The following is a 25,267-nucleotide window of genomic DNA, read 5'->3' as shown; positions in this document are numbered from 1 at the left end:
TGAACTTACACTAGGTGATGTACCTTGTTTTTCAGCCTATTTTCTTTATATTTATTCGATGGACGTATTTACTATAAATAAAGTGATTTAAAAATTACTAATCCAACAATTTAGTAGTTCATCACTTAACTTTCTTTCTAGTAATTCCTTCACTAAAGGCATTGGCATGATTTCATAATGATTTAAGGCTTCTTTATTATAATCTATCCAGTGAAATGCTAAATGAGACTCGCTCGATTTCGGTGTTAAGTCCGTATGTAAATCTTGTGACTCTACTTCAAAAATGTGATTAATTTCATGATGGAGCACTTCTTTATCTTGCCATTGATTTTCTATGACTCCTAAAAATTGTTGTATACTACAGTTTACTCCAAGTTCTTCTCTTAACTCTCTTATTAATGCATTCTCTACTGATTCTCCAATTTCAACATGGCCACCAGGTAAAAAATAATGATGGCCGATATATTCAGCAACTAATAATTTCCCATCTTTTATCATGACTGCTCGTACAATATGATGGAATTTACTTTTCAATTGAAATCCCTCCTAGTTATTCAATGTATAGTTGCTCAAAATAGTCATTTAGTATTGGTATAATATAAATCATAGGTGTTTCATACGGATGAATATCATTAATAACTTCAAGAGCATCTTTTACAAGTTCTCGTTTACACTTTATTTCAACTTTACATTCTTGCCCTTCGCATATTCGCCCAATTTCTCCATTAAGAGGAGATGCTTCGTCTAAAGGTCTCCAATATCCTTTCACTGAACTATAGGAAAGGCAATGGTCATATTCGCCCGTTTTACATGCTCCAATTTTATTTAATTCATCCCTTAATGTTTCAATATATTCTTCAGGAATGAACACTTCAATTTTCACTTCAGTAAATTGCATATTTCATTTACACCTTTACTTCCTAATAGTTAAACAAATAAACGATATACTTGCTCACCATCATACTCTTGTCCTAATGATATGAAACCATATCGTTCATATAATTTCTTTGCAGAGAGATTATCTTTATGTACTGTTAATCTTATTTCTTTACACGATTTAAAAGTATTTTTTATTATATTAATACTTTCTTGTAATGCTGCTTTTCCATAACCATTACCTTGCTGCGATTGATCAATAATAAATCCGTTAATCCAATACATATCCGATGTCTCTCTTACAACAGCATGCATAACAAAACCAACCATAAGGTCACCATGGTATATAGCGAATGGTATGTACTCTACATTGTCACCATCTGGTTTTATATATACTTTAGCAAGCGAAACTGCTACGGGTGGAACAAATTTCAACTGATTTTCTTTAACTTGTAGCTTTAATGCTTCTTCCCAATTTTCTCTCGTAACAACCTTTAACTGGATATTCAATATTGTAAGCTCCCTTATATAGAGGATGTATGTTTATATTCAACGCATTGAAATAATTCCCTTTTTCGACAACAACTTATAACATAATTTTTATAAAATCTTGAATGAATTTTTCTGCATCTATTTCTAAAGCTATACGGGCTCCTTCAGATATAGAGCTAAGGCGAAAATCAGCAAATGTTTGTCCTTTCGTATCTCCGTATGTATCAACATTCACTGTACGATGTACAAATTCAAAAAAGTTTGGATTTACTAATCCACTTATAGCAACCACATCATGAAGCAATGGCCCTTCGATAGATGGATTAAGTTTTTGGTATGCAGAAAAATAGTAATCATACATTGGTTTCATTATCGTATGGAATGGATTCTTTGAATTAGCTTGAATATAGTCAAACACATTTGGTGTTAACACAGCTTTGTTTGTTACATTTAAAGGGAATATTAATAAATTCTTTGCTTGATGGAAAACAATTTTACTTGCTATAGGATCTCCATACACATTTGCCTCTGCTAACGGCGTAACGTTTCCTACTTCTAAAAAAACACCACCCATGAAATAGATTCCTTTTACATTTAGCATTAAATCATTCCACAAATTAAAAGCAATTGCTAACGAGGTAGATCTTCCTACATCAACAATCGTTAAATCTTTTCCGTACTTTATAAGAATCGCAGCAATACTGCCAAAATTGTATATTGGAATAGATAATATATTTTCTGGAACATGGATGGGCCCTAATCCTTCTGCTCCGTGAATTTCAGGATAGTACGTAGTGATTTCTTCTGTAAGTGGTTTTGTTGCACCACTAATGACAGGAATGTCTTGTCTATTTGCTAACTGTAAAATATACGCTGCATTATGTGCAGCATGTATATGCTCAACATTTCCGTATCCAGTTACAATACCGACAATTTCAATTTCGGGATGCAGTAAGCCATACATAATGGCAAATGAGTCATCAATACCTGGGTCTCCGAAAAATAATACTTTTTCCAAGAAATACGCTCCTCTCACGAAAAAAACGAGTCATTAGTAACTATGTATATGAAAAAAGCAAGTATATCTATGCAAATTTTAGAATGGATAATGTTTTACAAAATATTAAAAAGGAACTAGCGTATGCTAATTCCTTTCTTGAGTAACCATTCTCAAATTTAATTAATTATCGTATCCTTCATAAATTGCATCATTTATTTGATTTTGTATTTTTGTATCATCAGGTACAGGTTTCCACCAATTTCCTGTAATGAATAACATAGTTAATAAATTATAACTATCACTAAAATAACTTTCTCTCTTATTCTTCATCCAATCCCAACCGCTATTTACCCACTTTTGATTATTGCTACTTGTTATACTTGCAGCAATAAACGGTGAAACAAATACAGCAGTTGAATAACTACCAATATTAGATCCATTTAATTGATAACCATCCACAATTTTAGAAGGATTTCCATTCGTTTTATTTTGAATCCACGAAGAAACTTTATCAGAAATGACTTTACTTCTTTTCTCGCCGTACATCGCATAGTCCATTACAATTCTCAATGGTACCCGACTAGCATTGTAATAATATGCATTTGTATATTCTGACTCCTCTAAGAAGTCTTTAGGTGCGGGTTGTGGTGGGTTTTTTACAACGAAATCTGAAATAAGTCCTGTATTTGGAGAGTACTTATTACTAAATTGCGTATAAACATCGTACAAATTATTAATAACAGTAAGCCAAGTTTTATCACCTGTAAATTCATAAAATGCTCTAAGGTGTGACATCATCCAATCAGATGGTCTCGTATCAAGTGAACTTTTAGAATCCCAATCTCCTAAATTTAGTCGGTTATTATTTGTAACATTACTAGCTTTAATACCTTTTGTAATCATGTCTTTTGCTTCTTTCAAATAATTCACTGTTCCATTAGATCCCCACTGCTTATGAGCAAGAAGAAGAGAATACGCAATATCTAAATCTCCATCAGTAGCAGAATCAAAATGACCTTGTGCTTTTTTACTATCTGCGACAACCCATCCCATTAAATTAGGATTTTGAGAACTTTTAAAAGTTCTTGCTGTTTTAAATAAACCGTCATAGATTTTTTGAGCATTCGAATCATAACCAGCCATTAATACTGTAATTATCATCCCATACCCTTGACCTTCTGAAGTTCCAAGTGGCTTAAACCCATCAGCATCACCTGTAATCTCTCCTTTTACATAATAACCACCAGGTAAAGAAGATAAATCATTTTTCAAATATTTCTTTTTCCAATTATCGTAGTAACTTCTTACAGAAGCATTTAAACTTTCCTGTGTAACATGATTCGGTTTTATAACACCTGCATAATTAACTTGCTGCGGAAATGGTTTCATTTCCTTTGCAGCAGCTACTTGTTGATTAACTACGGGAATAGAATTTTGTACTGAATTGTCCGTTACACTTGCTGCGAAACTAAAATTAGAAAAACTAGCTAGTCCAATTCCTACAATAGAAATACATGTGAAAATTTTTCTTTTTCCATTCATTATGTTGTCAGCTCCTTTTAAAATGCTTACTACATAAAATGTAACATACAATATTTAACTGAAATACAAAATATTATATTTATCAACATAAGAAAGAAACTATATAAAAAAGTATCTTAAAGTCATTATTGAATTACATTATACGGATTGATTATTTGCTAAATTCCTATGTTTTTCTTTTCTTAATACTGGTATATGAGCAATCACAATTCCAAGTATAGTAATCACTCCGCCAATTATCGAAACTAAAGTTGGCACTTCTCCTAACCATATCCAAGCAATAAAACACGCAGTTATTGGCGTTAAATATAGAGAACTTGTTGCTTCAGAAGCACCAGCACGAGATATAATATAGGCCAATGCAATATACGGGAGTACTGTTGGAAAGACACCTAAATATATAACGCTCAAGTTAACTTCAAGAGGAGCTGCTAATATTTCTTGATAAACTCCGGGTAAGAAAATAAGCATACATATAGTACTAGACAAAATTGTATATATGGTAAATGGTAAGAAGCCGTATTTTTTTAAGTAAGATGTTTGGAAAACGAAAAATAGACTTTCTGAAATCGCCGCTAATAATATAAATAATCCCCCGCTATTTAATTGAATAGCGTCGCCTTGGCTAAATGAAATTAAGACAATTCCCGCAAAACTCATTACACCACCAATCCAGCCATTTAATTTCATTTTTTCATTCAAAAAAACAAAAGCAAGAATTGCCGTCACTATTGGAGTGACTGAAATTATTAAACTTGCAGATCCAGCATTTACTGTTTTTTCGCCGTAGTTTAATGCGATGTGATAAATAGTAAACCCTAAAGCACCAAATATAAAAATTGCTGGGATATCCTTTAAATCCGGTAGTCGTAGTTTGTATATAAATGAAAATAACAAAAGTATAAATGAAGCGATTAATAAGCGTAGTAAAGTAAGGTGTTCAGGCGTATAAGATTCAAGCCCCATACGAATTGCTGGAAAAGCAGTTCCCCATATAAGAATTGTAAAAGCATGAGCACATATAATGCGTAAATCCCATTTTTTATTATGCATGTTTTCTCTCCCTCCCTAATAAACCAACCATTTTTAAATTACCAATTATTTCTTTTCATCATATTTAATAGTTGATACAATGTCTTCAACCAGTTATTTATCGGAAAAACCAACCACTTTGAATCTTTTAAATAAACGAGGGAGTTTTTTATATGACAAACGATAAAAAAGTGCCCAAATATCGGCAGATAATAGACTATATGAAAGAAAAAATTGAAAACGGAGAATGGCCAATTGGAAGTAAAATCCCTAGTCAGCGGCAGTTAGCAAAATTATTTCATGTAAATCGAAGTACTGTAATAACTGCGCTAGATGAACTTATGGCAGATGGTTTAATTCAAGGACAAATCGGAGCAGGAACAATTGTAACAAATAATACATGGTCATTATTAGCAACTAATCCCCCGCCCGATTGGAGTGAATATGTAAAGGCAGGTATTCATAAACCAAGTAAGTTAATGGTGCGAGAAATAAATGCAGCAGAAGCAAATAAAACGCTTATCCATCTTAGTAAAGGTGAACTTGCACCTCATCTTTTCCCGCTCGAAACTATGCAATCTATAATAAAAAAAGTCAGTGAGGAATTAGATTATTTCGGATACGAAGAACAAAAAGGTTTTTATCCGTTACGTGAAGCAATAAGCAAATATGTAAGATCATTTGGAATACATGCATCACCGGGTTCTATATTAATAGTGTCTGGTGCACTCCAAGCATTACAATTAATATCAATTGGTCTTTTACATAGAAAATCAACTGTTTTACTTGAACAACCTTCTTACTTATATTCACTTCATGTTTTTCAATCAGCAAATATAAATTTATCCGGTATATCAATGGATTATCACGGTATTTTACCTAATGACTTATTAAAACGAATTAAATATAGTCAAAAGAATAATATTTTATACTCAATCCCTTGTTTTCAAAATCCAACGGGGATATTGATGTCCAAAGAGCGAAGAAAAGAAATATTAAAAATATGTGAAAAAGAGCAGTTGCCTATCATCGAGGATGATATTTACCGGGAGTTATGGATTGATGAATCACCTCCAGCTTCTTTAAAGTCGATGGATAAACATGGACATGTATTATATATTGGTAGCCTCTCTAAAACACTTAGCCCTGGACTTAGAATTGGATGGATAATTGGACCTGAGCCTGTTATTGATAGGTTGTCAGATATAAAAATGCAAACAGACTATGGATCGAGTTCTTTATCTCAAAGAGTAGCTGCTGAATGGATAAATGAAGGTTTTTATGAAGAACATGTAGCAAACGTAAGAATGCACCTGAAAGAACGAAGACAAATAATGATACGAGCTTTAAATAAATATTGTGCAGATATTGCATCGTGGGATATTCCTAGTGGTGGAGTTTTTATATGGCTAAAGGTTGTACATAACATTCCGATGAAAAAACTATTTTCAGAGGCACTATCAAAAGGAATTCTTTTAAACCCGGGACGTATTTATGAAGAAGAATCAGATCAGTACATTCGTTTATCATATGGATATGCTTCTCCAGAACAAATGACTTACGGGGTTAAATTGCTCAGTGAATTAATTCGGAAGTTAACAGCATAAAAAAATCCTCTTTTGTTTTTGGAGGATTTTTTTACGTATCTTATTTACCACAATTTCATTTCCTGCCCTAATAAAATAAGTTCTTCATAAGGATCTCCGTCAATATTTAATACTTGAGCAAAAGCAGGTTCTGTTTTTAAACCTTGTTCCTTTAAGTGAATAACTTCTTCCCTTATATGAGGATGCTGCATTAATAACATGTGCTCCACTATCATATGTCTATATGCATTTTGATTACGCACTGGCTTAGGTTGAGCAAATAATTCAAATTCAAAACCTTCGAATTCAAAATTCACCTTTATCGATTCAGTACCTTTCATTTTTTTCTTTTTTATGTTGAACCCTCTATAAGAACCATATAAAGATCTCATTTCTTGCTCAAAAACATCAAAGTTATATACTTCCATTACAATATCTAAGTCAGATTGAGGAGTATCAATTCTTATCGGGATTGTCCCGCAAAGAACGGGATTATATAAAGCTAAATCCTCCATTATGTTTAGGCTATTCAAAACATCATATATTTTTTGTTGCTTGTCATTGCCCGATTGTAAATATGTAATAGATGTAAACATGGAAGTCTCTCCTTCATTTCACGTAATACGTGTCTCACTAAACTCAAGAAAAATTTGTCCGTTTAAACTTGTTCTTGAAGTACCTTTACTTCAATATATTAAAGTGAATAAACAATATGTTTCAACTTTTCTCCTATGCTGCAATACTATAAAAATAAAAAGGGAGGAATTATGATGAGCATTTTCAACATTCTTTTAACCATCCACATATTATTTGGAACGATATGTTTAATAACTGGGATAATAGCGATGGTTGCTCAAAAGAAGAAAGGTAAACATACGGAATGGGGTGAAATATATCACGCATCCTATGTCGTTATCACCGTTACTGCCATTATATTATCCATTATAAACTGGGATAAAATCGCATATTTATTTTATGTAGCAATTTTCTCTTATTCATTTGCGATTTATGGATACCTCGCACGAAAAAAACGTTGGAAAAATTGGCTCCATCACCACATTAGAGGTATGTTAGGTTCTTATATAGGTGCAGTCACCGCACTTTTAGTAAATGTCGGCATCCATATTCCCATTATAAATTTACTTCCGCCAATATGGTTTTGGTTTTTACCCACCTTAATTGGTATCCCCCTCGTAGCCAGTGTATCAAAAAAATATAAAAAGCGTAGTTGAAATTAATTACATTTTGATTACTTTCTGATTATTAGAATGAAAAATTATAATCTATGTATCACGAATGATATCATGAGTGCTCGCCCTATGAATATTTAAAATAAAATGCCGCCCAACAGGACGGCTCTTATTTTTACTTTACAAACGTAACATATTCACCAGAAACCCATTGATTTCCACCAACATTATACCAACCATCTTTATATCCAAATGATTGATATTTTTCACCTTGATACACGTTTTTCACAATGCCGTAATTTGTTCCTGGGCCGGTACGAACACGTAATACATCAGCGATTATAGTAACTACACCTATACCCTCATTTGATGATTGTGAAGGTGTTGGCACATTTCCTCCCGTATAACGAATATATGATGGATCGTTAAAAATCCACTGATCGCCACCGAGATTTAACCAGCCATTTGATTGCCCAAATACTTTGTAGGACTCTCCTTTCCCTAATTGACGAATAACGCCATATCCAGTACCAGGTCCTTTTCGTAAATTTACATTACTACCGTTAATATAAGCAATCCCTACACTATCATTCGACGTGGGAGGAGCCACTACGTTTTGAGCACCTTTTCCAAAAGTATCCGTTCCATATCCTTTGTAGTTATATTGCAAATGCGGGCTATCCACAAATCCTTTCCAGTCACCGCCCCATTCAAAACCAATTTGTTTAGCATAACGAATTGCTGATGCCCACGGTTCTTTATTATAGCCATTCCAATCTTCTGTACCATTCGACTGAATTGGAACAAAATCTAATGCCTGTCCTACTAAGTGATATGAGCGCATCGTTTGTGATGCTCCTTTACGAACATATTCACGTTGTTGCTCGACCGTTCGGATTGTTTCATAAATTAATACTTCAATTCCATTGTCGATACAGTACTGATACCACTTAAAAGCTGCAGCTTTCGTATTATCCGCTAATTTATTCAGATTACTTACATTTCTATTGTGGTATTTCAATATGCAACATCTCCTTTTCTATTATCCTATGCAAAACTCTTCTCACGGGTTGTACATATACCTACAACGATACGAAGTACAAATACATAGGAAGCCAATTCAGCTAAAAAGGTTTTCACTTCTAGCTTCAAACTTTGTAAGTTGAAATCGAAGCAATAAAAAAACCACAACCTAAGTCTTCCAGTTGCGGTTTTTGGTATTTTCTTTTTATATGCTACATGCCTTCTTGCATTGATAATCCTAATATACAGGTTGTGTAAATTTTCCCTTTATGAATAACACTTCTTATTCATGACTTTTCAAATCCAATAATATTGAATGTAAACGATCCGGATCATTAGTAAACATCCCATCGACTCCCCATGAAAGTAACTTTTTCATATCTTTTTCATTATCTACTGTAAATGGATGAACTTCTAATCCGTTTTTCTTTATTTTATTTACATAATCTGAATCAATATATTTGTAATTCATGCCAAGACCTATGCAGTACATTTTATACTTTTCTATCTCTAATTTTGTTAATTGAACTGCTTTTTTATAAGGTAATAATTGTACTATGGATATATTACTATTTAAGCTATGAATCTTTTGTAGACTTTCTTCACTAAACGATTGAATAATAACTTTATCCTGTATTTCGTAGTGATTAATAATTTCTAATAATTTTTCTTCCATTCCTGGATATTCATCAGGTGTTTTTGTTTCAATATAATAGTTCGCGTTATGCCCAAACGTTTCAATAATTTCTGTTAATGTTGGGACTTTTGCATTTTCAAATTCTTTCTTTGCTAAGTTCGGATATTTTTCATTGAAAAGAGAGCCAGCATTTAGTTGCTTTATTTCTTCTAATGTATGCTCTTTTACCAGCCCAGTACCATTCGTTGTACGGTTTAATATTTCATCATGCATAGCCACTAAATGTCCATCTTTTGTCATTTGAAGATCAATTTCTATATAATCTCCATTCATTTGTTGGCCTAATTGATATGCTGCTATTGTATGTTCAGGTGCATACGCAGAAGCACCTCTATGTGCGATATTTTTTATATGATTTGATTGATTAATAGCTTTAGTATACTTATGTTCATTTATTTTCTGAAAAACAAAGATACTTATTACTATAAAAATTATTGTAACGAGATATATCTTTTTCATAACGATTTATAAGCTCCTATATAAAGACGATTTAACTTGAATGATTTACTCAATTAAATGTCGATTTTCCAATACAGTCATTTTGCCAATAGCTTGAAATCCCGATTTTTTATAAATGTTGATTCCATCGGGTGAAGCTTGTAACACACAATACATATTTTTTAATTTTTGTGCTTCTTGCAGAAGGAAATTGAACATAGTAGATCCGAATCCTCGTCCTCTCATTTCCTCTTTAGTTGCGATGTCATAAATACCAATACTATCTTTTGAACATATCAATGAACCAACAGTTACGACTTCCCCTTCATAAAATCCTAAAAATAGTTTCATATTTTCACTGTTCCATAAATCAAGATTAGAAATTTGATTATAGAATGCTTGTACATGTATACCTTCTTCTGATGTGCCGAATAGATTAGCTAACATTTCTCCAAATTTTTTTATTTGTGCAGGTGAAGATGCCTGTCGAATTGTAAAACTTACTGGCATGTTTATTATTGGAGAAATTGTTTTTAAGCCTGCTACCATCGCAATATTCTGTTCCGCTTCTTTTAAACCGATTTTATTTAACTTGCTTTTTATATCCCGCTCTTGCTCTTCATCCCATAACCAAACACTCATTGGAAATTTCTTTTGATTATAGTAGTCTACCTCCTTATATAATTTCTCTATCCCTACCGTTAAATTATTGTTTAGTAGAGTAATGACATTGAATGTATCTGCAGGTAATCCGCAATCAACAGCAATATAATCTTGCGTTTCTTTTATACTCATTCCGGGCACAAATTGCGCAACATATGAAGTTTTAAATGCAAAGTTATCTATTAGTAGTTGTTTATAATTCATCAATAGTTCTCCTTTTCATAAAAAGTACTCCTCGAATTCTTCTATATTAAATATAACATATTAGAAATTTACCTTTTTCTATAAAAAGTACCTCTTTAAATTGTGCTCTATAGTTTAAAATAATTAAAAATGATATAACGTTGTCGGAATGAAAAAAGTGGTATATAATAAATATTAACATTACTAGTAATTATTTTAGGTATTCCTAGAATAAAGGAGCGATACATATGAAAATTACTATTTATTTCGGAAGTCATGAAGATCAAGATGTTCGTACTATGGACTGTCATTTAGATGTAGAAGATACAGAAGAGATTGTTTCTGTATCATAATATAAATTGTAGGGATGAACCCTCTTCCCTACAGCGTTTAAGGCACCCTTTACAGGTGTCTTTTTTGTTGTTTTTTTCGTCAAAAACCCTTTACTTTATAGCGTTTTAATAGTAAAATATAAACATACGAACAAACGTTCTTTTTATTTTAAACGTACATGAAGGGATGATTTTAACAATGGCTCCATTAAAGCGCAGAGGAAGAAAAAAGCAAGCACCTATTATTTCAAATACAGGCTTTATCGGCTCTGTCTTTATTGATACATTGGAGTTACAAAAGAAATCCTATTATTTCGCTCGTAAAAAACTTCAAATTGTTCATCACGTATTAGATGGTCTCTCTGGAGCAACAAGTGCTTTATTTAAAGAACATAACATTTCAGCATACATGTCATGTGTGTATTTACATAAACAAAAGAAAATTGGCTTTGTTCTTTCAACGAAACCATTTGAACAAAGTGATGGCGTTGCTTATTTTGTCAATTATTTAATCGAAAAGAATTTTTACGGCGGCCATGACGAAGATGTAGAATATCAAGAAGTATTTAATACAGGTTTTATCGGTGTAGCATTCGCTGATTTATCTAGTATAGATCGCTTTAATTTCGAGTTTGAAATGGGTATGCTAACGAAATTAATGAAAGATATGATTATTCCGGTTAAAGAACTCTTTTTACGCCATAATGTACCGGCATACATTTCCACTTCTCATCTAGAGGAACAAAACAAATTAGGTTTCGTTTTATCTGTAAAACCGTATGATGAACGTGCAGAAGCAGATTTATATTTTGAAGCGTATTTAAAAGAGCGCGGGTTATTTATTGGTGATGAAGAAGATGATATTGATAAGATTGTTATTAGAAAAACAGCTGAATTACGATAGAAAAGCGCAGGATGCTGATCCTGCGCTTTTTAAGTTACGTTAAACACTATAATCTTTTGAATGAATTTCTAAATTTAACTTATTTGCTAAAATTTTATTCAAAGTAAAAAATACAATCCCTCCTGCAATGGGAAGCGTGTAGGCTGGAATGAAATTTAATAACAGTCCTGATATTGCAAGTGCTATTGGCTGCATTATTTTACCTAAGCTTAATCCAATACTAAGAACTCTTCCTCTATATTCTTCAGGAATCTCATTTTGCATGAAATACATTAAAGGAATATCAATTTGTGCTATCATAAATCCTAAAAAGAACATAATCATGCAATACGTAGTAACATATACCAAATTATTTACTACAATAGATTTAAATAAAACAGGTATTCCTGAAACTATCATAAAAATTGCCAACATAAAACTTATTTTCTTCAATAGATAAGAATAAGAAAAACAATCAGTTATCTTTTTTACTAATATTGCACCAACTATCATACCTATCGGAAAAGTACCTTGAATCATACCAAATTGCTTAGAACTAAGATTGAGAACTGTGTTAATAATGTATGGCAATGGAACAGTTACAGCAAAGCCTAAAAAGAAATTAAGTGAAATTAAAATACTAAAAGTATTTTTTAAGCTTTTCCGCTCCAATAAGTAAGAGTATCCCTCCTTTATATCTTCAATAAAATTAATTTCTCTAATTGAACATTCCTCATTTATGTTTTGCTCAAACAATTTAAAGTTAATAAACAATATAGAAATAGCCGAAAGGATAAATGAAATACCATTTATAATTATAAAAATTTTAATATCAAAGACTGCAAAAACAATCCCCCCTAACATAGGCCCTAAAATTAAAGATATAGAATCGATAATTTTACTTATAGAATTAATACTCATTAACCGTTCTTTAGTAACCATATTCGGTTTTACGGCCTCTAATCCTATTCCAAAAAACGTTGTAAATACTGTCATAAGAAAGGTAGTAGTATAAATAATGAATAAGTTTAATCCATAATAGTTGCTTAATATATAAACAGTTATTAATAAGCACCCGCTTAGTACATCCATGCAAACGACGAGTTTCTTTTTATCAACCTTATCAGCAATGACACCAGCAAATGGATTCATAACAATCATTGGAATCGTTCCTAATATGAGCGTAATCGCAAAATGTAACGCAGATCCGGTTATTTGTAAAACATACAATCCTAATGCAAAACTATAAATTGAGCTACCGAATAGTGATACTGTTTTTGCAATTGAATATAAACAAATATTTCTTAGTTCTTGGTTTCTTTTTTTATTTTCTATATGTAATCGTAAACTTCCCATCACTTTTCCCCCACTTTTCTTTGTATTACATAAAGTGTAAATTCTCGGGTTAACCCAATATCAATACACTGTGTTTAAAAATTACTACAAAGAAATGAAAAAAGATGGGGTTAACCCCGTGCACATCAACTGAAGATATTAGTGCCTCCTACAACGATAAAAAATAAAATGATTAATAAGATCACATGTACAAATGCAAATTTTTTATTGAAATCTAAAAAATAATATGGTATCTTCTATTACGTTGATTAATTACATATGAGAATCATGTATAACTCCAAGAATATGGCTTGGGGGTCTCTACCAGGAACCAACAACTCCTGACTACAAAATGCGTCTTTTAGCGTTTGTAGTCAGGAGTTTTTTTGTTCTACGGTAAATAATGCAGAGAAGGGAATATAAAAAATGAATTTCAAAGTATTTATATTAGCTTTAGCAACGATAGCGGTAGGTCTTGTAGAGCTTATCGTTGGAGGAATATTGCCAGACATCGCTAAAGATTTTAATGTTTCATTAAGTTCTGCTGGTCAATTAATTACAATTTTCGCCTTTACTTATGCAATAGCAGGTCCTGTATTATTGATTTTCACAAGTAAAGTGGAAAGAAAAAAATTATATATTATTTCACTTTACATTTTTCTAATTGGTAATCTACTTACTTATTTTAGTCCGAACTTTACTTTTATGATGATAGCAAGAATTTTAACTGCTATGAGTACTGCTTTAGTTGTAGTACTTTCCCTAACAATTGCAGCTAAAATTGTTAATCCCGCTTATCGAGCAAAAGCATTAGGATTAATTTATATGGGTATTAGCTCTTCACTTGTACTAGGAGTACCACTAGGCATATTAATTTCAAACACATTTGGCTGGAGAATTATTTTTTTATGTATAGCTATTTTATCATTGGGGTCTATTATCTTAATTTCAGTATTTTTAGATAAAATACCTGGAGAGGAAAACCGAACTCCTTTATCTATCCAATTAAAGGCCGTTTGTAGTCTTAAACTAGGATCTGCCCATCTAGCTACCATGTTTATGTTAGCAGGACACTATACTCTATATGCTTATTTTACTCCTTTTTTAGAAAATAAGTTTCACCTAAGCCCTTATTGGATTAGCATATTTTATTTAGTGTTTGGTATAGCTGCAGTAAGTGGCGGTGCGTTTGGCGGTGTATTATCAGATAAAATAGGCGCTCAAAAAAGTATTTTGATAGTTATTACTCTATTTGCTCTAATCTTATTTATATTACCGTTTACTGCAGTTTCTATTATCCTATTTATTCCTGTTATGATAGTTTGGGCTGCATTGAGTTGGGGGCTTGCACCACCTCAACAAAGTTATTTAATCCAAACTGCCCCGGATACGTCAGATATACAGCAAAGTTTTAATAATTCAGCCCTACAAATAGGAATTTCACTCGGCTCTGCAGTTGGAGGTATAGCTTTAAAACAAGTACATAATGTCGCCAATATGGCCTGGGTTGGTGGATCTTTAGTTTTATTATCTTTAGGTTTGGCTATCTTTTCTCTTACTAGACATACACCGACAAGAGACTGTCCAGTGAGTGCTAAACATTTAGATTAACATTCTCTTTTTCTTTTCATCGTAAAAAGTATAGATAGGAATCGTCATAAATAGTCCCGTTATAAAAACGGACTTTTTATGACGGGGTTAACCCCATCTTTTTCCGAAAAATGAATATGTATAAATTTCTTCTCCTTGAACAAAGAAATCCTCGTACTTTCCCCCTCGTATCAAATAATTTGAAGTACTTTCATCAATCGATTGAAACTGTAGATTTTGGATTTCTTTCGTTACTTTTGAAAGTGAAAAATTTGCTCGAAAGTTATTTGTAATTTGACTATTTGAGCTGAAATTTTTAAATAAAATAAATAAACTTAATAAATAACAATCAGATTTAAAAAGTGGATTTAATTCGTGAAGTAAAAAATTCTCATGCTCAAAACTATAATTGCTCGTACCAGAGTGATCAATTACAATATCAACAGACTGATTTTGAATAGGGATGTTCAAAAAATCAGCACAAATAAAGAGAATGTTTCTTTTAGGATTTTTTCTCGCTAATACATCTTTTAAAAATAAAAGTTTATCTAAATCTCGATCCACTGCAATGTATAGGCAATCTTCTGGTAGTTCTTCACAAATATTTCTCAAAAAGAATCCGAGTCCCGATCCTATATCTAGTATTAATTTGTTATTTAAATCTAAATGTAATAGTTTCTTTTTCGCCCATTCCCCTTCTCTATGCATATTTTCCAAATAAGCATTATCAGTTTCATGAATATAATCCGCAATAGTATCATCAAGTGACGTCCGCTCATTTGCTTTAAATAATTTACCAGCAATTACAATTCCTGAAGTAATCATGTATTCTTCACCACAATTACAAATTAACTTCCCCTCTGTAATTTGATTGTTAGTAATAATTCCATCGTGAAGAATTAATTTTTTGCTACACTTAGAACATGCGAGTAAATGTAGTACACTTAAATCTATCCCTATAATTGAATTAGAAGTTTCATTTATTAATAATAAATCATGTAATACTCCCTTTAATTTATCCCGTTTCTTCTCCAAAAGTTCTATTTCCTGTTCCATTTTGTCATATTTTAGTTTAAATAAAGATTGGTAAAAGGTATTTTTTTCGTAATTCATAGATTTTGCTAAATTTTTATAAAAAAATAGTTCTTTAATTTCATTCAAGCTAAATCCTAAATCTTTGTAATGTAATATAAGTTCTAAATCTGTTTGACAATACTCATCAAAAAAATAGTGTCCTCCTTTTTTTTCAGGAATAATGAGACTGAGATCCATATAATGTCTAATTGTATCAATACTTATGTTATTTACTTCTCCAAACTTACCGATTTTCATAATATCCCTACCATTTAGATATTTTTTTATATAGATTTCTATTTTTATCTTTAAAAATCCTTTCACCTTTTTTATCAACATTATTTATATTGTTGTGCCTAATAATATAACATGCAACTTTTGGTTTTATGTATGTCAAATTATCAGTATTAAAATTATTAAACCTCAATAAATTTATTACTTTCTACTTAATGAAATGTACCTATAAACGGACATTATAGCATCGATTTATTGAACTATTGGAGTAGGATTACTATAGAAGGTTACATAGGGATAGCATCAGGAAAATGCCAATTTACAACGATAAGGGAATTCAAAATTAAAAAGCCCAACTTCTCTGCAAATCAAAATAGAGAAATTGAGCTTTTTAGTTATTTCATTTCTTTATTGAATTCATTAACTGGAAGAAGTATTCAGGTTTATAAGTCTTATTTAGGTTATACCATGAATGTAATGCATCTGGTGTAAATACATCTATTTTTTTAAGTACCTCCATTGCAAATTCCAGAGGAGCTATTCCTGATGCAGTAACTAAATTCACATCAGATACCGCAGATTCCAACTCATAGAACTTTTCTCCTTTATAGTTAGGACATACCATTTTAGTATATTCTAAGTTATTACTTGTATGCTTTCTAGTATCCAAGTATCCCATATTCGCGAGGGCATCAGTTGCACCACAAATTGCAGCAACAATAGTGCCAATCTTTAAAGCTTGGCCAATTCTTTCCAAGATAGGTTGATGAATTTCTTCACTCCAAGTAGTCCCTCCGGGTAAAATTAAAAGATCTTTACTCTCAAGAGTACATTCATCAAGGGAAATATCTGGTTTTATGCTCAGTCCTCCCATAGTAGTAATCATTTCTTTATTAGCTCCTACTGTAATTACTTTTAAAGGTGCTAAATCTTTTTTGAAATATCTTCCTGAGTTTAGTTCAGCAATTAAATATCCATATTCCCAGTCCGACATTGTATTAAATACATATAAAAAAGCTTTTTTTGTTTGCATCTAATAACACTCCAATCACAATTTATATAGCTATTATAATATAACTTCCCTGACAGTTAACGTCAGGGAAGTTATCATGCTTGATGAAATTTTATTAATTCAGACAGAACTTCAATAATTCTATTCTTAAGACTTATTGGCTCAATAACTTTAATAGATTTATTGTACGGTAAAAGCAAATAAGGTACATATGTGTGTATCATGTCTTTTTCAAGAAGAAACACTGCTTGATTTGAAGTCCGTTCTTGTAAATAATGTCCTAAAAACCAATGTTGGCAAATATCAGCCAATACACTTTTATCCCCATTAATAACCAAAGAAATAATAATTTCCTTATCTTCTATAGGTGGAAGAAGACTTTTTATAAAAAAGTCACGTGCTGAAAAATTTTCTGGCTGGTTAAACTTATTTTCGGTTAACATTAAACTTTCAATTCGATCTACTCTAAAACTACGTATATCATTCCTAAGATGACAAAATCCAATCATATACCATTTATTATTCCAATAGATAATTCTGTATGGATCGACCAATCTATAATTTAATTGCTTTTCGCCACTTTTATGGTAAAGAATTTTTACTGAGTACCCTTCAGCTACGGCCTGCTCCAACTCCTTCAAAAAAGTTTCTACAGAGAGTGAATTTAATCGACTTATTACTTCAAGACTAGTTAAATGTTGGTTTATTTTTGTTTCCTGCTCTTGATTTGAGTATTTACTTAGTTTTGAAATGGCCCTATTTAACGCTTCACCTCCATAATATCCGGCTTCTTCTGCAAAAACAGCAGCGTGAAATAGTGAAGTTTGCTCCTCAAAATCAAAAAAAAGAGGAGCCTCTACAAAATTGTTCAATAAAGTGTATCCACCGTTATGGCCTGGTTCTGAAATTATAGGTACGCCACTAGTTGAAATTGTATCAATATAACGATACACAGTTCTTATATTTATCTCTAACTTTTCTGAAATCTGTTTTGCAGTAATTTTTTCACCTGAACGTAGCATCCATAGAATTGCTAGCATATTGTCAATTTTAGGCATATAATTTCACCTCTATATGAAACTTATTTTCTATTATATATTTCCGATATTTGGTATAACTCATCAACTGTTCCTTTCCGATAGCTTTCTATATAATGAGGCCTAGACACATTTGTAATTTCATAAGTTTTTATTTACAGTCATATCTCCCTCTCTATAAAGCTTTACTGCATAATTCATTCCTGCATGATTTTTATGGTACTTCTTTGACCGACTTTTAAACTTTCCTTATTTCTTAGCTAGTTCAATGCCTTCACGCTATCGCATACGGATAAGATCACGTTCTAATCGGTTTACACCCGCCATAACAGTAATTAAGAATTGGATGTAGGGATTATCTTCTTATAAATCTAGCCATGTATCTTTTAAGGATATTAAATTTGCCTTTTTACTCCGTATGTTATCGATTAATTCAAATAAATCTTTTGTACTACGAGTAATTCGAGTTAAGTCCGTAACATAAATGATGTCACCTTCTTGTATACCTTCTAACATTTTTCGGGATTTATTACAATACTTTGTTTATATGGAAAATTTTTCTCGAAATTAATATCCAGTCCGATTTCGTTCAGTTGCTGAAATGGCCTTGAAGAATTCTGGTTAATTGAACTGACACGTATAATAGCATAAATGGTACTGCAAGCGTAACTAGTTTCTTTACTTTCATATTAACCTTTTCCCTTAAAACTAAAGAGATTTATACCTATGCATATAAAAAGATACATCTTTTATATGCTGTTGGTTAAATTTGGATGAATATTATTTTATATTGAAAAAATAAATACGTCAAAATTATTTTAGGGAAATTATAAAAATCATATTATATATAGATTAGCAAGCTAATGAAAAAATGCAAAAAAAAAAAAACGAAAAACGTGTTTCTATCTGAGAATTCATAAGAAAGGATGACGTTTTTATTTCTATTTGTATGTGTAATAAATTACACCCATTTCCTTGAGAATTTTAAAGGTTTTCATCCCCAATACCTTACGAGTTATTGTTACAGATCTTGGTTTTGTACAAAAAATCGATAGAAACCAAGAAAAAGATTTTATATCTTTTTATGTTTAGAGGAGTTAAAAAATCACTACACCTCCTTCATATACGTGTAATATACAGGGATTTATAACTGCATATAGAACATAAAAAAGAGATGTTTATATTATTAATAAAATGATATACATAAGTGGAGGGTTAGAAAATGAAAATTGCAATAGTCTGTTTCGATAACTTTACCGATATAGATGTTTTTCTACCATGGGATTTATTAAATCGTGTACGTTTAGTCGGTGGTATTTCTGATTGGGATGTCCAGCTTTTAGGAACGGCAGAAACTCATATATCTATGTCTGGCTTGCGTATTTCCATGACAGGAAGCATATCTGATATCCCTTTTGCCGACGCTGTAATATTTGCAAGTGGTAAAGGTGTAAAGGATTTATATAAAAATCAACAATATATTAATAGCATTCATGTAGATCCTCAAAGACAATTAATAGGATCTATGTGTTCTGGTTCACTACTATTAGGAGCTAAAAAATTACTAACTGGTAAAAAAGCTACTACATATCCCTCCGCAGTAGAACAGCTAAAAGAATTTGATGTAGACGTTATTGAGCAAAGTTTCGTAAACGAAGGAAATATCTCGACTGCCGCGGGTTGTTTTGCTGCTCAAGAACTATCAGCTTGGATTATAAGGACCCTACTTAATGAAGAAATGGTTGATATTGTACTAGAAACTGTTCAGCCAGTAGGAAAAGGTTTATATTTTTAATCTCAAATCAAGTCAAGAAATTGCGGTTGCTCCCAAAAAACGATAAAATAAGATTTTTGTTTCGAGTTAACACAAATTTCGTTCTAGAGTGCTATAAAAATTTAACTTGATGGTGGCGTGGTGTGCACCATTTATAAATAAAAAAACCCGCGAATTATTCACGGGTTTTCTTCTTAATAACTAATTGCTATTGTTCCTTCACCTGCATGAACCGCAAATGAAATTGGTAATGGATATAATTTGAAATCCATTTCAGGGAATGCTTGTCTAATATCTGCAATCCATTCTTCAGCTCCAGCTTTATCGTTAGCATGGAACATGTGAAGTACTTTTGGTAATTCTTTTTCAAGTTCATTTTTAATATATTCTCGACATTTTTGGATTTTACGAACTTTCTTTTCAAGTAAAAGCTCTCCACCTTTTACTTCTAATATTAAGTTAACACTTAATAAACTTCCAAGTAAAAATTGCATGCCCTTTACACGGCCACTTGCATATAGACCTTTTAAACTCTTTGGGAATACATGAAAAGGTCTTCTTTTTTCATCTACTAATGTTTTGTGTATATCTTGTAAAGTCATACCATCATTGTATAACGATTTCGCTTTTCTAATTAGTTCATCCATTGGATAACTTGTTGTTTCACTGTCTAATACCGTTAATGGAAAACCTGCCATTTCTGCAGCTAACTTCATATTTTGATAGGTTCCACTTACTTTTCCGCTAATAGCAACTGCAAATCCTTCTTCATATTCTTCTTTGCATTTCGTAAATAACTCTACCATTTCCCCAATATTAGGTTGTGAAGTAGTGACTGTTTTACCTTCGTTTAACGCATTATAAACCCTTTCACGTACACCTTCTTCACAATCTTTGTACGAAATTCCATCAATAATAACTTCGATTGGGATAACAAAGTTATCTCCTTCTGTTTTAAAATTCGCAGTTGTACTATCAGTAATCCAAGCAACACGCTTCATGTTGTTCCTCCCTTAATTCAATTCCTCTTTTCTAATTTTTCTATATATTTATGTTATGAAAAGAGAATATCCCTGTAATAGTAACAGGACTTTATTGTTTTGGCTATAGTAGATGTATATTAAATGTGACTATTTCTTGTCTATTTCACAAATAAAAAAGAAAATCAAGGAATTTGCTCGATTTTCTTGTTATCATATACTATTTAAAAGTTTCATTATCTAAAATTACAACATAATCATTCGTTAATCGGCCAGCTTCTTTTGTATAACTAACAAGCCTTTGTATATTATCACAGCAAATTTTTGCTCCCCATACGAGTAACGGTACGCCAATAAAATCGATATGGAACCTTCTAGAAAACAGCCCACCGAAAGTCATTGGTAAAGGTACGGTTGGTGATGTATTAGAAAAAATAATCTTTTCATGACTTTGATAATGTTTTTGCAAGATTTCTCCTAAATGCTTCATCGCTGGTACAACAACTTTTGATGCGCCGCATCCAATCGTATATACAGGATGACCATGTTCATCTATGCCATGAAAAATAATTTTTCCCATATCTTCTGTTTTCAATTTATTAAAGTAATCTACATTCAAAATTTCTTCTTTCGTTAACTTGCGATCCGTTGGTAATTTATTTAAATGATACGCTGCAGCTAGTGAGGTAGTATGTGTTCCACCAAAATCTGTGTAAATGTATATCATATTATCATCCCTTGTTGTAAAAGTTCAATGTTAATTAGTATTACCGTTCTTAGCAATGTTAAACAAGGGATGAATGTATTTACGCTTTTTGTGTTAATTCATTATATTTTTTCCAAATATAATAACGTCTACTAATCACAGTGCCTAATGTAATACATAAAAAGGCATTTGTTACAACCATTAATGTCTGGTGCGTACTACCCGAAAACATACTTTGTTTAATCATAATTTTTGCTCCTAAAATAACAAGAAGGATTATTGTACTTACCCAATTTCCTTTTCGTAGTACATGACCTGTTTCACTATCTAATCGAAATGTTAAAGCTCTTCCCCGTATAATCCCAAGACATAAGCCAATTCCAAGCATTACAACAAACAGTAGTCCTTGCAGCAAAGTTATTTGTCCCATATGAATAATGGATTGAACTGTTACAAAACACAACAAAGCCGGAATGAGCCAAATACGGTTTATTTTCACTTTTCGTTCTTTACTTTGCATCAAAACAATAATAAGAATAACAAGTAAAATATCCATTTAGAATCCTCCTATAAACTTGTTTATCTTTAAAGATTATATTCTCCTCTTTTCATTCCATACTTGAAATACGATAGCTACTTTCAAGTGTAAGATGGAAAATGTGATTTCTCATCAGCCTTAAGCATTATTTATAAAAATAAAAAGACGTACTTTTTACTCGTACGCCTTTAATAACTCGTTTAAACTCCTATTTATCAACTAATTCCACACCTTTAGAATTAACTTTACCCAACACTCGAATGTTAAATTTATTAATAGCTTTTAAAAAGATAATATAAATACAATATCCAACAATAGAACCTATAACATTACAGATCACATCATCAATATCAGTAATACGTCCCACTCCACTAAATAAAGACTCAATTAATTGTAGCAATTCAATACTAGCTGATATAGAAAATCCTAATAAAATTGTATTTTTGAATTTCTTATATTTATCCCATAGGATTGGTGCTAAAAATCCTAAAGGCATTAATAATAAAATATTCCCGCCTACATTTCTTACAATTAGACCAATCATAAATAGGGTATCTCCATCATAAGCACTACCAATTTGATTGATGTCTTTAATAATTGATGTGAATGGTATTATATTGACCGAGCGATTCAGATTTTCAATATTAAAAGGAAAACCGATTGGTAAAGGGAATAAAGTTACTGCAACAACCATACAAATGTAGATCACAAATAAAAAACTTATTATTTCTTTCCACCAAATTACATGTTTTGTATTTTTGGTACCAATTAATATTCCACGTACAATTAAATAACAAATAACTCCTAAAATAATAAATACACTACCGTTAATCATATACAAATTGTTAACACATCCTTTCATATGAATTAATAATAAAAATTTACAACTATATAGTAATGTTTTCTAATTTAAAAATCCATATAATTATATATAATTGTACAGAATTACAAAAAAACTTATTTAATAAATAAAGGGTTCCTCGTTAACTAAAATATTTTTCAAAACAGAAACAATCATGAACCCGTTTAAATTATTTTCGTATCTCTTCTTTTAAATCCATATAATTAAAAAGCTCTTTCTATTTCTGTTATTAATTTTTCAGGTCCTGCCCCTTTATTCGACGTAATAACTAAAGTTATTCCTAATTCTGGATATATAGCCGCGCGAAAACTGACGCCTGGATCATAATCATATCCCATTACATGATATTTGAATACCTTGTTCTCTCGTGTTTCAATCCATATTCCATAGCCGTAGGACTGTTTATCATTTACTTGAATGTGAGGAGTTAAAAGTAATTTTGTATACTTGTTTGTATCGTATTGTTTATACATTCACTTTGGTTTGCGTAACCCAAAGCTTTTTCATAGACTAAGTCTTTTTCTTTTTTTACTAAAACTACTCCAGAGAAATCTATTTTCTTTTGTATTTCTTTTATAATTTTATCAATTTCATCTTTTGTTTTTATCACGACAACCACCCTTATCTTTCGGTATTGTTCTTTCCCCTTATTGATTTTTCCATATAAAGGGGAAAGAACCCTTTTATTAAATACGATAAATTGTTAATGAGAACACAAAGTTCATTTCGAATTTATCCCGCTATTTGTGGGCAGTAAGACCCCCATCTCAAAATTCAGCGAAAGCAAAGAAGTTAAGTGGGGACCCTGCTGCCCGTAAAAGCCCGCTTGGTGAGGGCTGATAATCAGTGGGGGGGATGCCCCCTGATTAAAGTTTCACTTTATTGATTCAGTAAAATACAACTTAGATTGTGATGGGAATAAAGTAAACACACACAAGACGATAGTAATAAATAACATGATGAATGAACCTACAATAACTACAAGTTGTATAGAAATGAACTGAGTCGCAACACCAGATAATATTGTAATAAAGATTGTTACTATCGCAATAACAAGTCCATATATACTCCCGATCCGTCCCATCATATGAACAGGGATATTATTTTGGTAAAATGTATAAAATCCTGTATTTGCATATGCCATAGAGAAAGATAAAATAAAGAATCCAATAGCAGCTATTAAAAATACATTTGAAAAAGCATAAATTAAATAACCAATTGCGATGAATAATGATCCTATTCCAATTAGAAATGAAGGTGCTAATTTCTTTGATAAAATTGTATTTGTTATGGCACCTAAAATAATTCCTGCACCAGCTATACTAACTAGAAAACCGTATTCGCTATCTGTTAGTAGTAATACCTCTTTCGCAAACGATAGTTCAAGTGAATCAGTAGCAGTTGCTAATACGAACATACTTTGAAATAAGAAATACACGCATACGACATACACATGTTTTCTACTAAAATTTATAACAGTGTTCCAATCTTTTTTTAATACTGTAAGAGATAATGTATTACTTGTTGTATCCAAAGCTTCTTTCTTATCAAGATTAGGTAAAAGTAATGTAATGAATCCTGATAAGAGAAATGCTATAGCATTTATATATATAGCAATCTCTGGTGTACTCGCAATTAATAAAACCCCTGCTATCGCTGGACCAATTAAAAATGCACCAGATCCTATTAAACTACGTAATGAGTTGAAACGTTGTCTTTGTTCTACTGGAATTAATTTCGTCATATACGTCATAGCAGTTGGCTCATAAATTGCACTGGCCATACTTATAAAGAATACAAATACATAAACAATCCAAATTGACGGAAGTAAAGGTAAAATAGCGATAAATAACGCACGATATATATCGAGGTGAATCATTAACTTCCGTTTATTTAAACGATCAATCATACTCCCAGACCAAGCGTTTGTAAATAAAGTGGCTAATGGTTTTATTACATATAAAGCAGCAACAGCTAAGGCTGAGCCACCCATATTATAGACAAGTACATTCAGTGCTATTAAGTAAATCCATGCCCCTAAATTCGCAATACCAACACCGGACAGTAGTAATAAAGGATATTTCCAATCTTTAAGAAAGTTTTTCATTTTTGGCCCCCGCTTTCCAAATTGTTTTAAAACAATAAAAAAATCCCACCCCCAAGACTTTTAATCTTAGGGACGAGATTT

24 protein-coding genes, 3 pseudogenes, 1 riboswitch and 1 other annotated feature (1 of these 29 cut by a window edge) are annotated in these 25,267 nt (G+C 31.6%); of the genes and pseudogenes, 5 read left to right on the top strand and 22 right to left on the bottom strand.

The window, feature by feature from the left end; translation table 11 throughout:
* Positions 1-87: 87 nt before the first annotated feature.
* The 6 genes from BHV55_RS13300 to BHV55_RS13275 all read right to left on the bottom strand — a co-directional run bounded on the left by BHV55_RS13300 (position 88) and on the right by BHV55_RS13275 (position 4,963).
* Positions 88-534: an NUDIX domain-containing protein gene (locus BHV55_RS13300; RefSeq protein ID WP_000836837.1), complete on the bottom strand. Its 447-nt coding sequence runs from the start codon at positions 532-534 to the stop codon at positions 88-90.
* Positions 535-550: 16 nt separating this feature from the next.
* Positions 551-898 (bottom strand): divalent cation tolerance protein CutA, encoded by a 348-nt coding sequence (cutA, locus tag BHV55_RS13295; RefSeq protein ID WP_001160790.1) that lies wholly within the window; start codon positions 896-898, stop codon positions 551-553.
* 29 nt (positions 899-927) lie between these two features.
* Positions 928-1,386, bottom strand: coding sequence for a GNAT family N-acetyltransferase (locus tag BHV55_RS13290; protein ID WP_001025612.1), 459 nt, complete (start codon positions 1,384-1,386; stop codon positions 928-930).
* Between the two features lie 76 nt (positions 1,387-1,462).
* Positions 1,463-2,386, bottom strand: a complete 924-nt coding sequence (locus BHV55_RS13285) for a nucleoside hydrolase (RefSeq protein ID WP_000416775.1) — start codon at positions 2,384-2,386, stop codon at positions 1,463-1,465.
* Between the two features lie 162 nt (positions 2,387-2,548).
* Positions 2,549-3,910 carry a family 8 glycosyl hydrolase gene (locus BHV55_RS13280; RefSeq protein WP_070757823.1) on the bottom strand — a complete coding sequence of 454 codons (1,362 nt, stop codon included), beginning with the start codon at positions 3,908-3,910 and terminating at the stop codon, positions 2,549-2,551.
* 138 nt (positions 3,911-4,048) lie between these two features.
* The gene (locus BHV55_RS13275) at positions 4,049-4,963 is read right to left on the bottom strand and encodes a DMT family transporter (RefSeq protein WP_070757821.1); all 915 of its coding nucleotides are present in this window, start codon (positions 4,961-4,963) and stop codon (positions 4,049-4,051) included.
* A gap of 152 nt (positions 4,964-5,115) precedes the next feature.
* Here BHV55_RS13275 and norG point away from each other — a divergent pair, with 152 nt between their 5' ends.
* A complete protein-coding gene (gene norG, locus BHV55_RS13270; protein WP_048567644.1) occupies positions 5,116-6,549 on the top strand; it encodes an efflux pump transcription regulator NorG in 1,434 nt (477 codons plus the stop codon).
* A 44-nt stretch (positions 6,550-6,593) separates the two neighbouring features.
* Here the strand turns inward: norG and BHV55_RS13265 are convergent, their stop codons facing one another.
* Complete coding sequence (locus BHV55_RS13265) at positions 6,594-7,124, bottom strand: DUF4269 domain-containing protein (protein ID WP_000495169.1); 531 nt, start codon at positions 7,122-7,124, stop codon at positions 6,594-6,596.
* Between the two features lie 174 nt (positions 7,125-7,298).
* Between BHV55_RS13265 and BHV55_RS13260 the strand changes: the two genes are divergently transcribed.
* A complete protein-coding gene (locus BHV55_RS13260; protein ID WP_000021727.1) occupies positions 7,299-7,760 on the top strand; it encodes a DUF2306 domain-containing protein in 462 nt (153 codons plus the stop codon).
* A gap of 133 nt (positions 7,761-7,893) precedes the next feature.
* Here BHV55_RS13260 and BHV55_RS13255 read toward each other — a convergent pair whose 3' ends face one another.
* The 3 genes from BHV55_RS13255 to BHV55_RS13245 all read right to left on the bottom strand — a co-directional run bounded on the left by BHV55_RS13255 (position 7,894) and on the right by BHV55_RS13245 (position 10,743).
* Positions 7,894-8,739, bottom strand: coding sequence for an SH3 domain-containing protein (locus BHV55_RS13255; RefSeq protein WP_000873734.1), 846 nt, complete (start codon positions 8,737-8,739; stop codon positions 7,894-7,896).
* Positions 8,740-9,024: 285 nt separating this feature from the next.
* Positions 9,025-9,897 (bottom strand): glycerophosphodiester phosphodiesterase, encoded by an 873-nt coding sequence (locus BHV55_RS13250; RefSeq protein WP_048567645.1) that lies wholly within the window; start codon positions 9,895-9,897, stop codon positions 9,025-9,027.
* A 45-nt stretch (positions 9,898-9,942) separates the two neighbouring features.
* Positions 9,943-10,743 carry a GNAT family N-acetyltransferase gene (locus BHV55_RS13245; protein ID WP_070757819.1) on the bottom strand — a complete coding sequence of 267 codons (801 nt, stop codon included), beginning with the start codon at positions 10,741-10,743 and terminating at the stop codon, positions 9,943-9,945.
* 510 nt (positions 10,744-11,253) lie between these two features.
* Here BHV55_RS13245 and BHV55_RS13240 point away from each other — a divergent pair.
* Positions 11,254-11,958: a hypothetical protein gene (locus BHV55_RS13240; RefSeq protein ID WP_070757817.1), complete on the top strand. Its 705-nt coding sequence runs from the start codon at positions 11,254-11,256 to the stop codon at positions 11,956-11,958.
* A gap of 39 nt (positions 11,959-11,997) precedes the next feature.
* Here the strand turns inward: BHV55_RS13240 and BHV55_RS13235 are convergent, their stop codons facing one another.
* A complete protein-coding gene (locus BHV55_RS13235) occupies positions 11,998-13,293 on the bottom strand; it encodes an MFS transporter (protein WP_048567647.1) in 1,296 nt (431 codons plus the stop codon).
* A gap of 247 nt (positions 13,294-13,540) precedes the next feature.
* A riboswitch (purine riboswitch) is annotated at positions 13,541-13,640 on the top strand.
* A gap of 58 nt (positions 13,641-13,698) precedes the next feature.
* Here BHV55_RS13235 and BHV55_RS13230 point away from each other — a divergent pair.
* A complete protein-coding gene (locus tag BHV55_RS13230; protein WP_001009821.1) occupies positions 13,699-14,883 on the top strand; it encodes an MFS transporter in 1,185 nt (394 codons plus the stop codon).
* A gap of 87 nt (positions 14,884-14,970) precedes the next feature.
* Here the strand turns inward: BHV55_RS13230 and BHV55_RS13225 are convergent, their stop codons facing one another.
* The 4 genes and pseudogenes from BHV55_RS13225 to BHV55_RS27470 all read right to left on the bottom strand — a co-directional run bounded on the left by BHV55_RS13225 (position 14,971) and on the right by BHV55_RS27470 (position 18,872).
* Positions 14,971-16,194 carry a methyltransferase domain-containing protein gene (locus tag BHV55_RS13225; RefSeq protein WP_070757815.1) on the bottom strand — a complete coding sequence of 408 codons (1,224 nt, stop codon included), beginning with the start codon at positions 16,192-16,194 and terminating at the stop codon, positions 14,971-14,973.
* A 376-nt stretch (positions 16,195-16,570) separates the two neighbouring features.
* Positions 16,571-17,203: a type 1 glutamine amidotransferase family protein gene (locus tag BHV55_RS13220; RefSeq protein WP_048567649.1), complete on the bottom strand. Its 633-nt coding sequence runs from the start codon at positions 17,201-17,203 to the stop codon at positions 16,571-16,573.
* A 74-nt stretch (positions 17,204-17,277) separates the two neighbouring features.
* Positions 17,278-18,240, bottom strand: a complete 963-nt coding sequence (locus tag BHV55_RS13215) for a helix-turn-helix transcriptional regulator (RefSeq protein WP_070757813.1) — start codon at positions 18,238-18,240, stop codon at positions 17,278-17,280.
* 63 nt (positions 18,241-18,303) lie between these two features.
* Positions 18,304-18,872 (bottom strand): annotated as a pseudogene (locus BHV55_RS27470) (recombinase family protein).
* Positions 18,873-19,441: 569 nt separating this feature from the next.
* Here BHV55_RS27470 and BHV55_RS13205 point away from each other — a divergent pair.
* Positions 19,442-20,014, top strand: coding sequence for a DJ-1/PfpI family protein (locus BHV55_RS13205; RefSeq protein ID WP_048567651.1), 573 nt, complete (start codon positions 19,442-19,444; stop codon positions 20,012-20,014).
* Between the two features lie 173 nt (positions 20,015-20,187).
* Here the strand turns inward: BHV55_RS13205 and BHV55_RS13200 are convergent, their stop codons facing one another.
* The 7 genes and pseudogenes from BHV55_RS13200 to BHV55_RS13175 all read right to left on the bottom strand — a co-directional run bounded on the left by BHV55_RS13200 (position 20,188) and on the right by BHV55_RS13175 (position 25,186).
* A complete protein-coding gene (locus tag BHV55_RS13200; protein WP_000831921.1) occupies positions 20,188-20,994 on the bottom strand; it encodes a DegV family protein in 807 nt (268 codons plus the stop codon).
* Between the two features lie 199 nt (positions 20,995-21,193).
* A complete protein-coding gene (locus tag BHV55_RS13195) occupies positions 21,194-21,700 on the bottom strand; it encodes a DUF3189 family protein (RefSeq protein WP_000639421.1) in 507 nt (168 codons plus the stop codon).
* A 79-nt stretch (positions 21,701-21,779) separates the two neighbouring features.
* Positions 21,780-22,235: a CcdC protein domain-containing protein gene (locus tag BHV55_RS13190; RefSeq protein ID WP_000353706.1), complete on the bottom strand. Its 456-nt coding sequence runs from the start codon at positions 22,233-22,235 to the stop codon at positions 21,780-21,782.
* Between the two features lie 190 nt (positions 22,236-22,425).
* Positions 22,426-23,058: a VanZ family protein gene (locus BHV55_RS13185; protein WP_048567652.1), complete on the bottom strand. Its 633-nt coding sequence runs from the start codon at positions 23,056-23,058 to the stop codon at positions 22,426-22,428.
* Between the two features lie 142 nt (positions 23,059-23,200).
* Positions 23,201-23,269 (bottom strand): annotated as a pseudogene (locus tag BHV55_RS27760) (GNAT family N-acetyltransferase); the annotation flags it as partial.
* A 13-nt stretch (positions 23,270-23,282) separates the two neighbouring features.
* Positions 23,283-23,689 (bottom strand): annotated as a pseudogene (locus BHV55_RS13180) (hypothetical protein).
* A gap of 264 nt (positions 23,690-23,953) precedes the next feature.
* Complete coding sequence (locus BHV55_RS13175) at positions 23,954-25,186, bottom strand: MFS transporter (protein ID WP_070757807.1); 1,233 nt, start codon at positions 25,184-25,186, stop codon at positions 23,954-23,956.
* Positions 25,187-25,251: 65 nt separating this feature from the next.
* Positions 25,252-25,267: a binding site (T-box leader), on the bottom strand (it continues 243 nt past the right edge of the window).

Source organism: Bacillus sp. RZ2MS9 (genome assembly GCF_001816185.2).
Classification (GTDB): domain Bacteria; phylum Bacillota; class Bacilli; order Bacillales; family Bacillaceae_G; genus Bacillus_A; species Bacillus_A cereus.
Note: the sequence above shows the minus strand (reverse complement) of the source record. Positions and strands in the feature narration are given on the sequence as shown.

Bases quoted from the DNA above. Each gene is read 5' to 3' on its own strand.
- BHV55_RS13200 (WP_000831921.1), bottom strand. From the start codon at position 20,994: ATGAAGCGTGTTGCTTGGATTACTGATAGTACAACTGCGAATTTTAAA.
- BHV55_RS13245 (WP_070757819.1), bottom strand. From the start codon at position 10,743: ATGAATTATAAACAACTACTAATAGATAACTTTGCATTTAAAACTTCA.
- BHV55_RS13250 (WP_048567645.1), bottom strand. From the start codon at position 9,897: ATGAAAAAGATATATCTCGTTACAATAATTTTTATAGTAATAAGTATC.
- BHV55_RS13175 (WP_070757807.1), bottom strand. From the start codon at position 25,186: ATGAAAAACTTTCTTAAAGATTGGAAATATCCTTTATTACTACTGTCC.
- BHV55_RS13230 (WP_001009821.1), top strand. From the start codon at position 13,699: ATGAATTTCAAAGTATTTATATTAGCTTTAGCAACGATAGCGGTAGGT.
- BHV55_RS13265 (WP_000495169.1), bottom strand. From the start codon at position 7,124: ATGTTTACATCTATTACATATTTACAATCGGGCAATGACAAGCAACAA.
- BHV55_RS13235 (WP_048567647.1), bottom strand. From the start codon at position 13,293: ATGGGAAGTTTACGATTACATATAGAAAATAAAAAAAGAAACCAAGAA.
- BHV55_RS13260 (WP_000021727.1), top strand. From the start codon at position 7,299: ATGAGCATTTTCAACATTCTTTTAACCATCCACATATTATTTGGAACG.
- BHV55_RS13225 (WP_070757815.1), bottom strand. From the start codon at position 16,194: ATGAAAATCGGTAAGTTTGGAGAAGTAAATAACATAAGTATTGATACA.
- BHV55_RS13280 (WP_070757823.1), bottom strand. From the start codon at position 3,910: ATGAATGGAAAAAGAAAAATTTTCACATGTATTTCTATTGTAGGAATT.
- BHV55_RS13195 (WP_000639421.1), bottom strand. From the start codon at position 21,700: ATGATATACATTTACACAGATTTTGGTGGAACACATACTACCTCACTA.
- BHV55_RS13190 (WP_000353706.1), bottom strand. From the start codon at position 22,235: ATGGATATTTTACTTGTTATTCTTATTATTGTTTTGATGCAAAGTAAA.
- cutA (WP_001160790.1), bottom strand. From the start codon at position 898: ATGCAATTTACTGAAGTGAAAATTGAAGTGTTCATTCCTGAAGAATAT.
- BHV55_RS13220 (WP_048567649.1), bottom strand. From the start codon at position 17,203: ATGCAAACAAAAAAAGCTTTTTTATATGTATTTAATACAATGTCGGAC.
- BHV55_RS13205 (WP_048567651.1), top strand. From the start codon at position 19,442: ATGAAAATTGCAATAGTCTGTTTCGATAACTTTACCGATATAGATGTT.
- BHV55_RS13275 (WP_070757821.1), bottom strand. From the start codon at position 4,963: ATGCATAATAAAAAATGGGATTTACGCATTATATGTGCTCATGCTTTT.
- norG (WP_048567644.1), top strand. From the start codon at position 5,116: ATGACAAACGATAAAAAAGTGCCCAAATATCGGCAGATAATAGACTAT.
- BHV55_RS13215 (WP_070757813.1), bottom strand. From the start codon at position 18,240: ATGCCTAAAATTGACAATATGCTAGCAATTCTATGGATGCTACGTTCA.
- BHV55_RS13240 (WP_070757817.1), top strand. From the start codon at position 11,254: ATGGCTCCATTAAAGCGCAGAGGAAGAAAAAAGCAAGCACCTATTATT.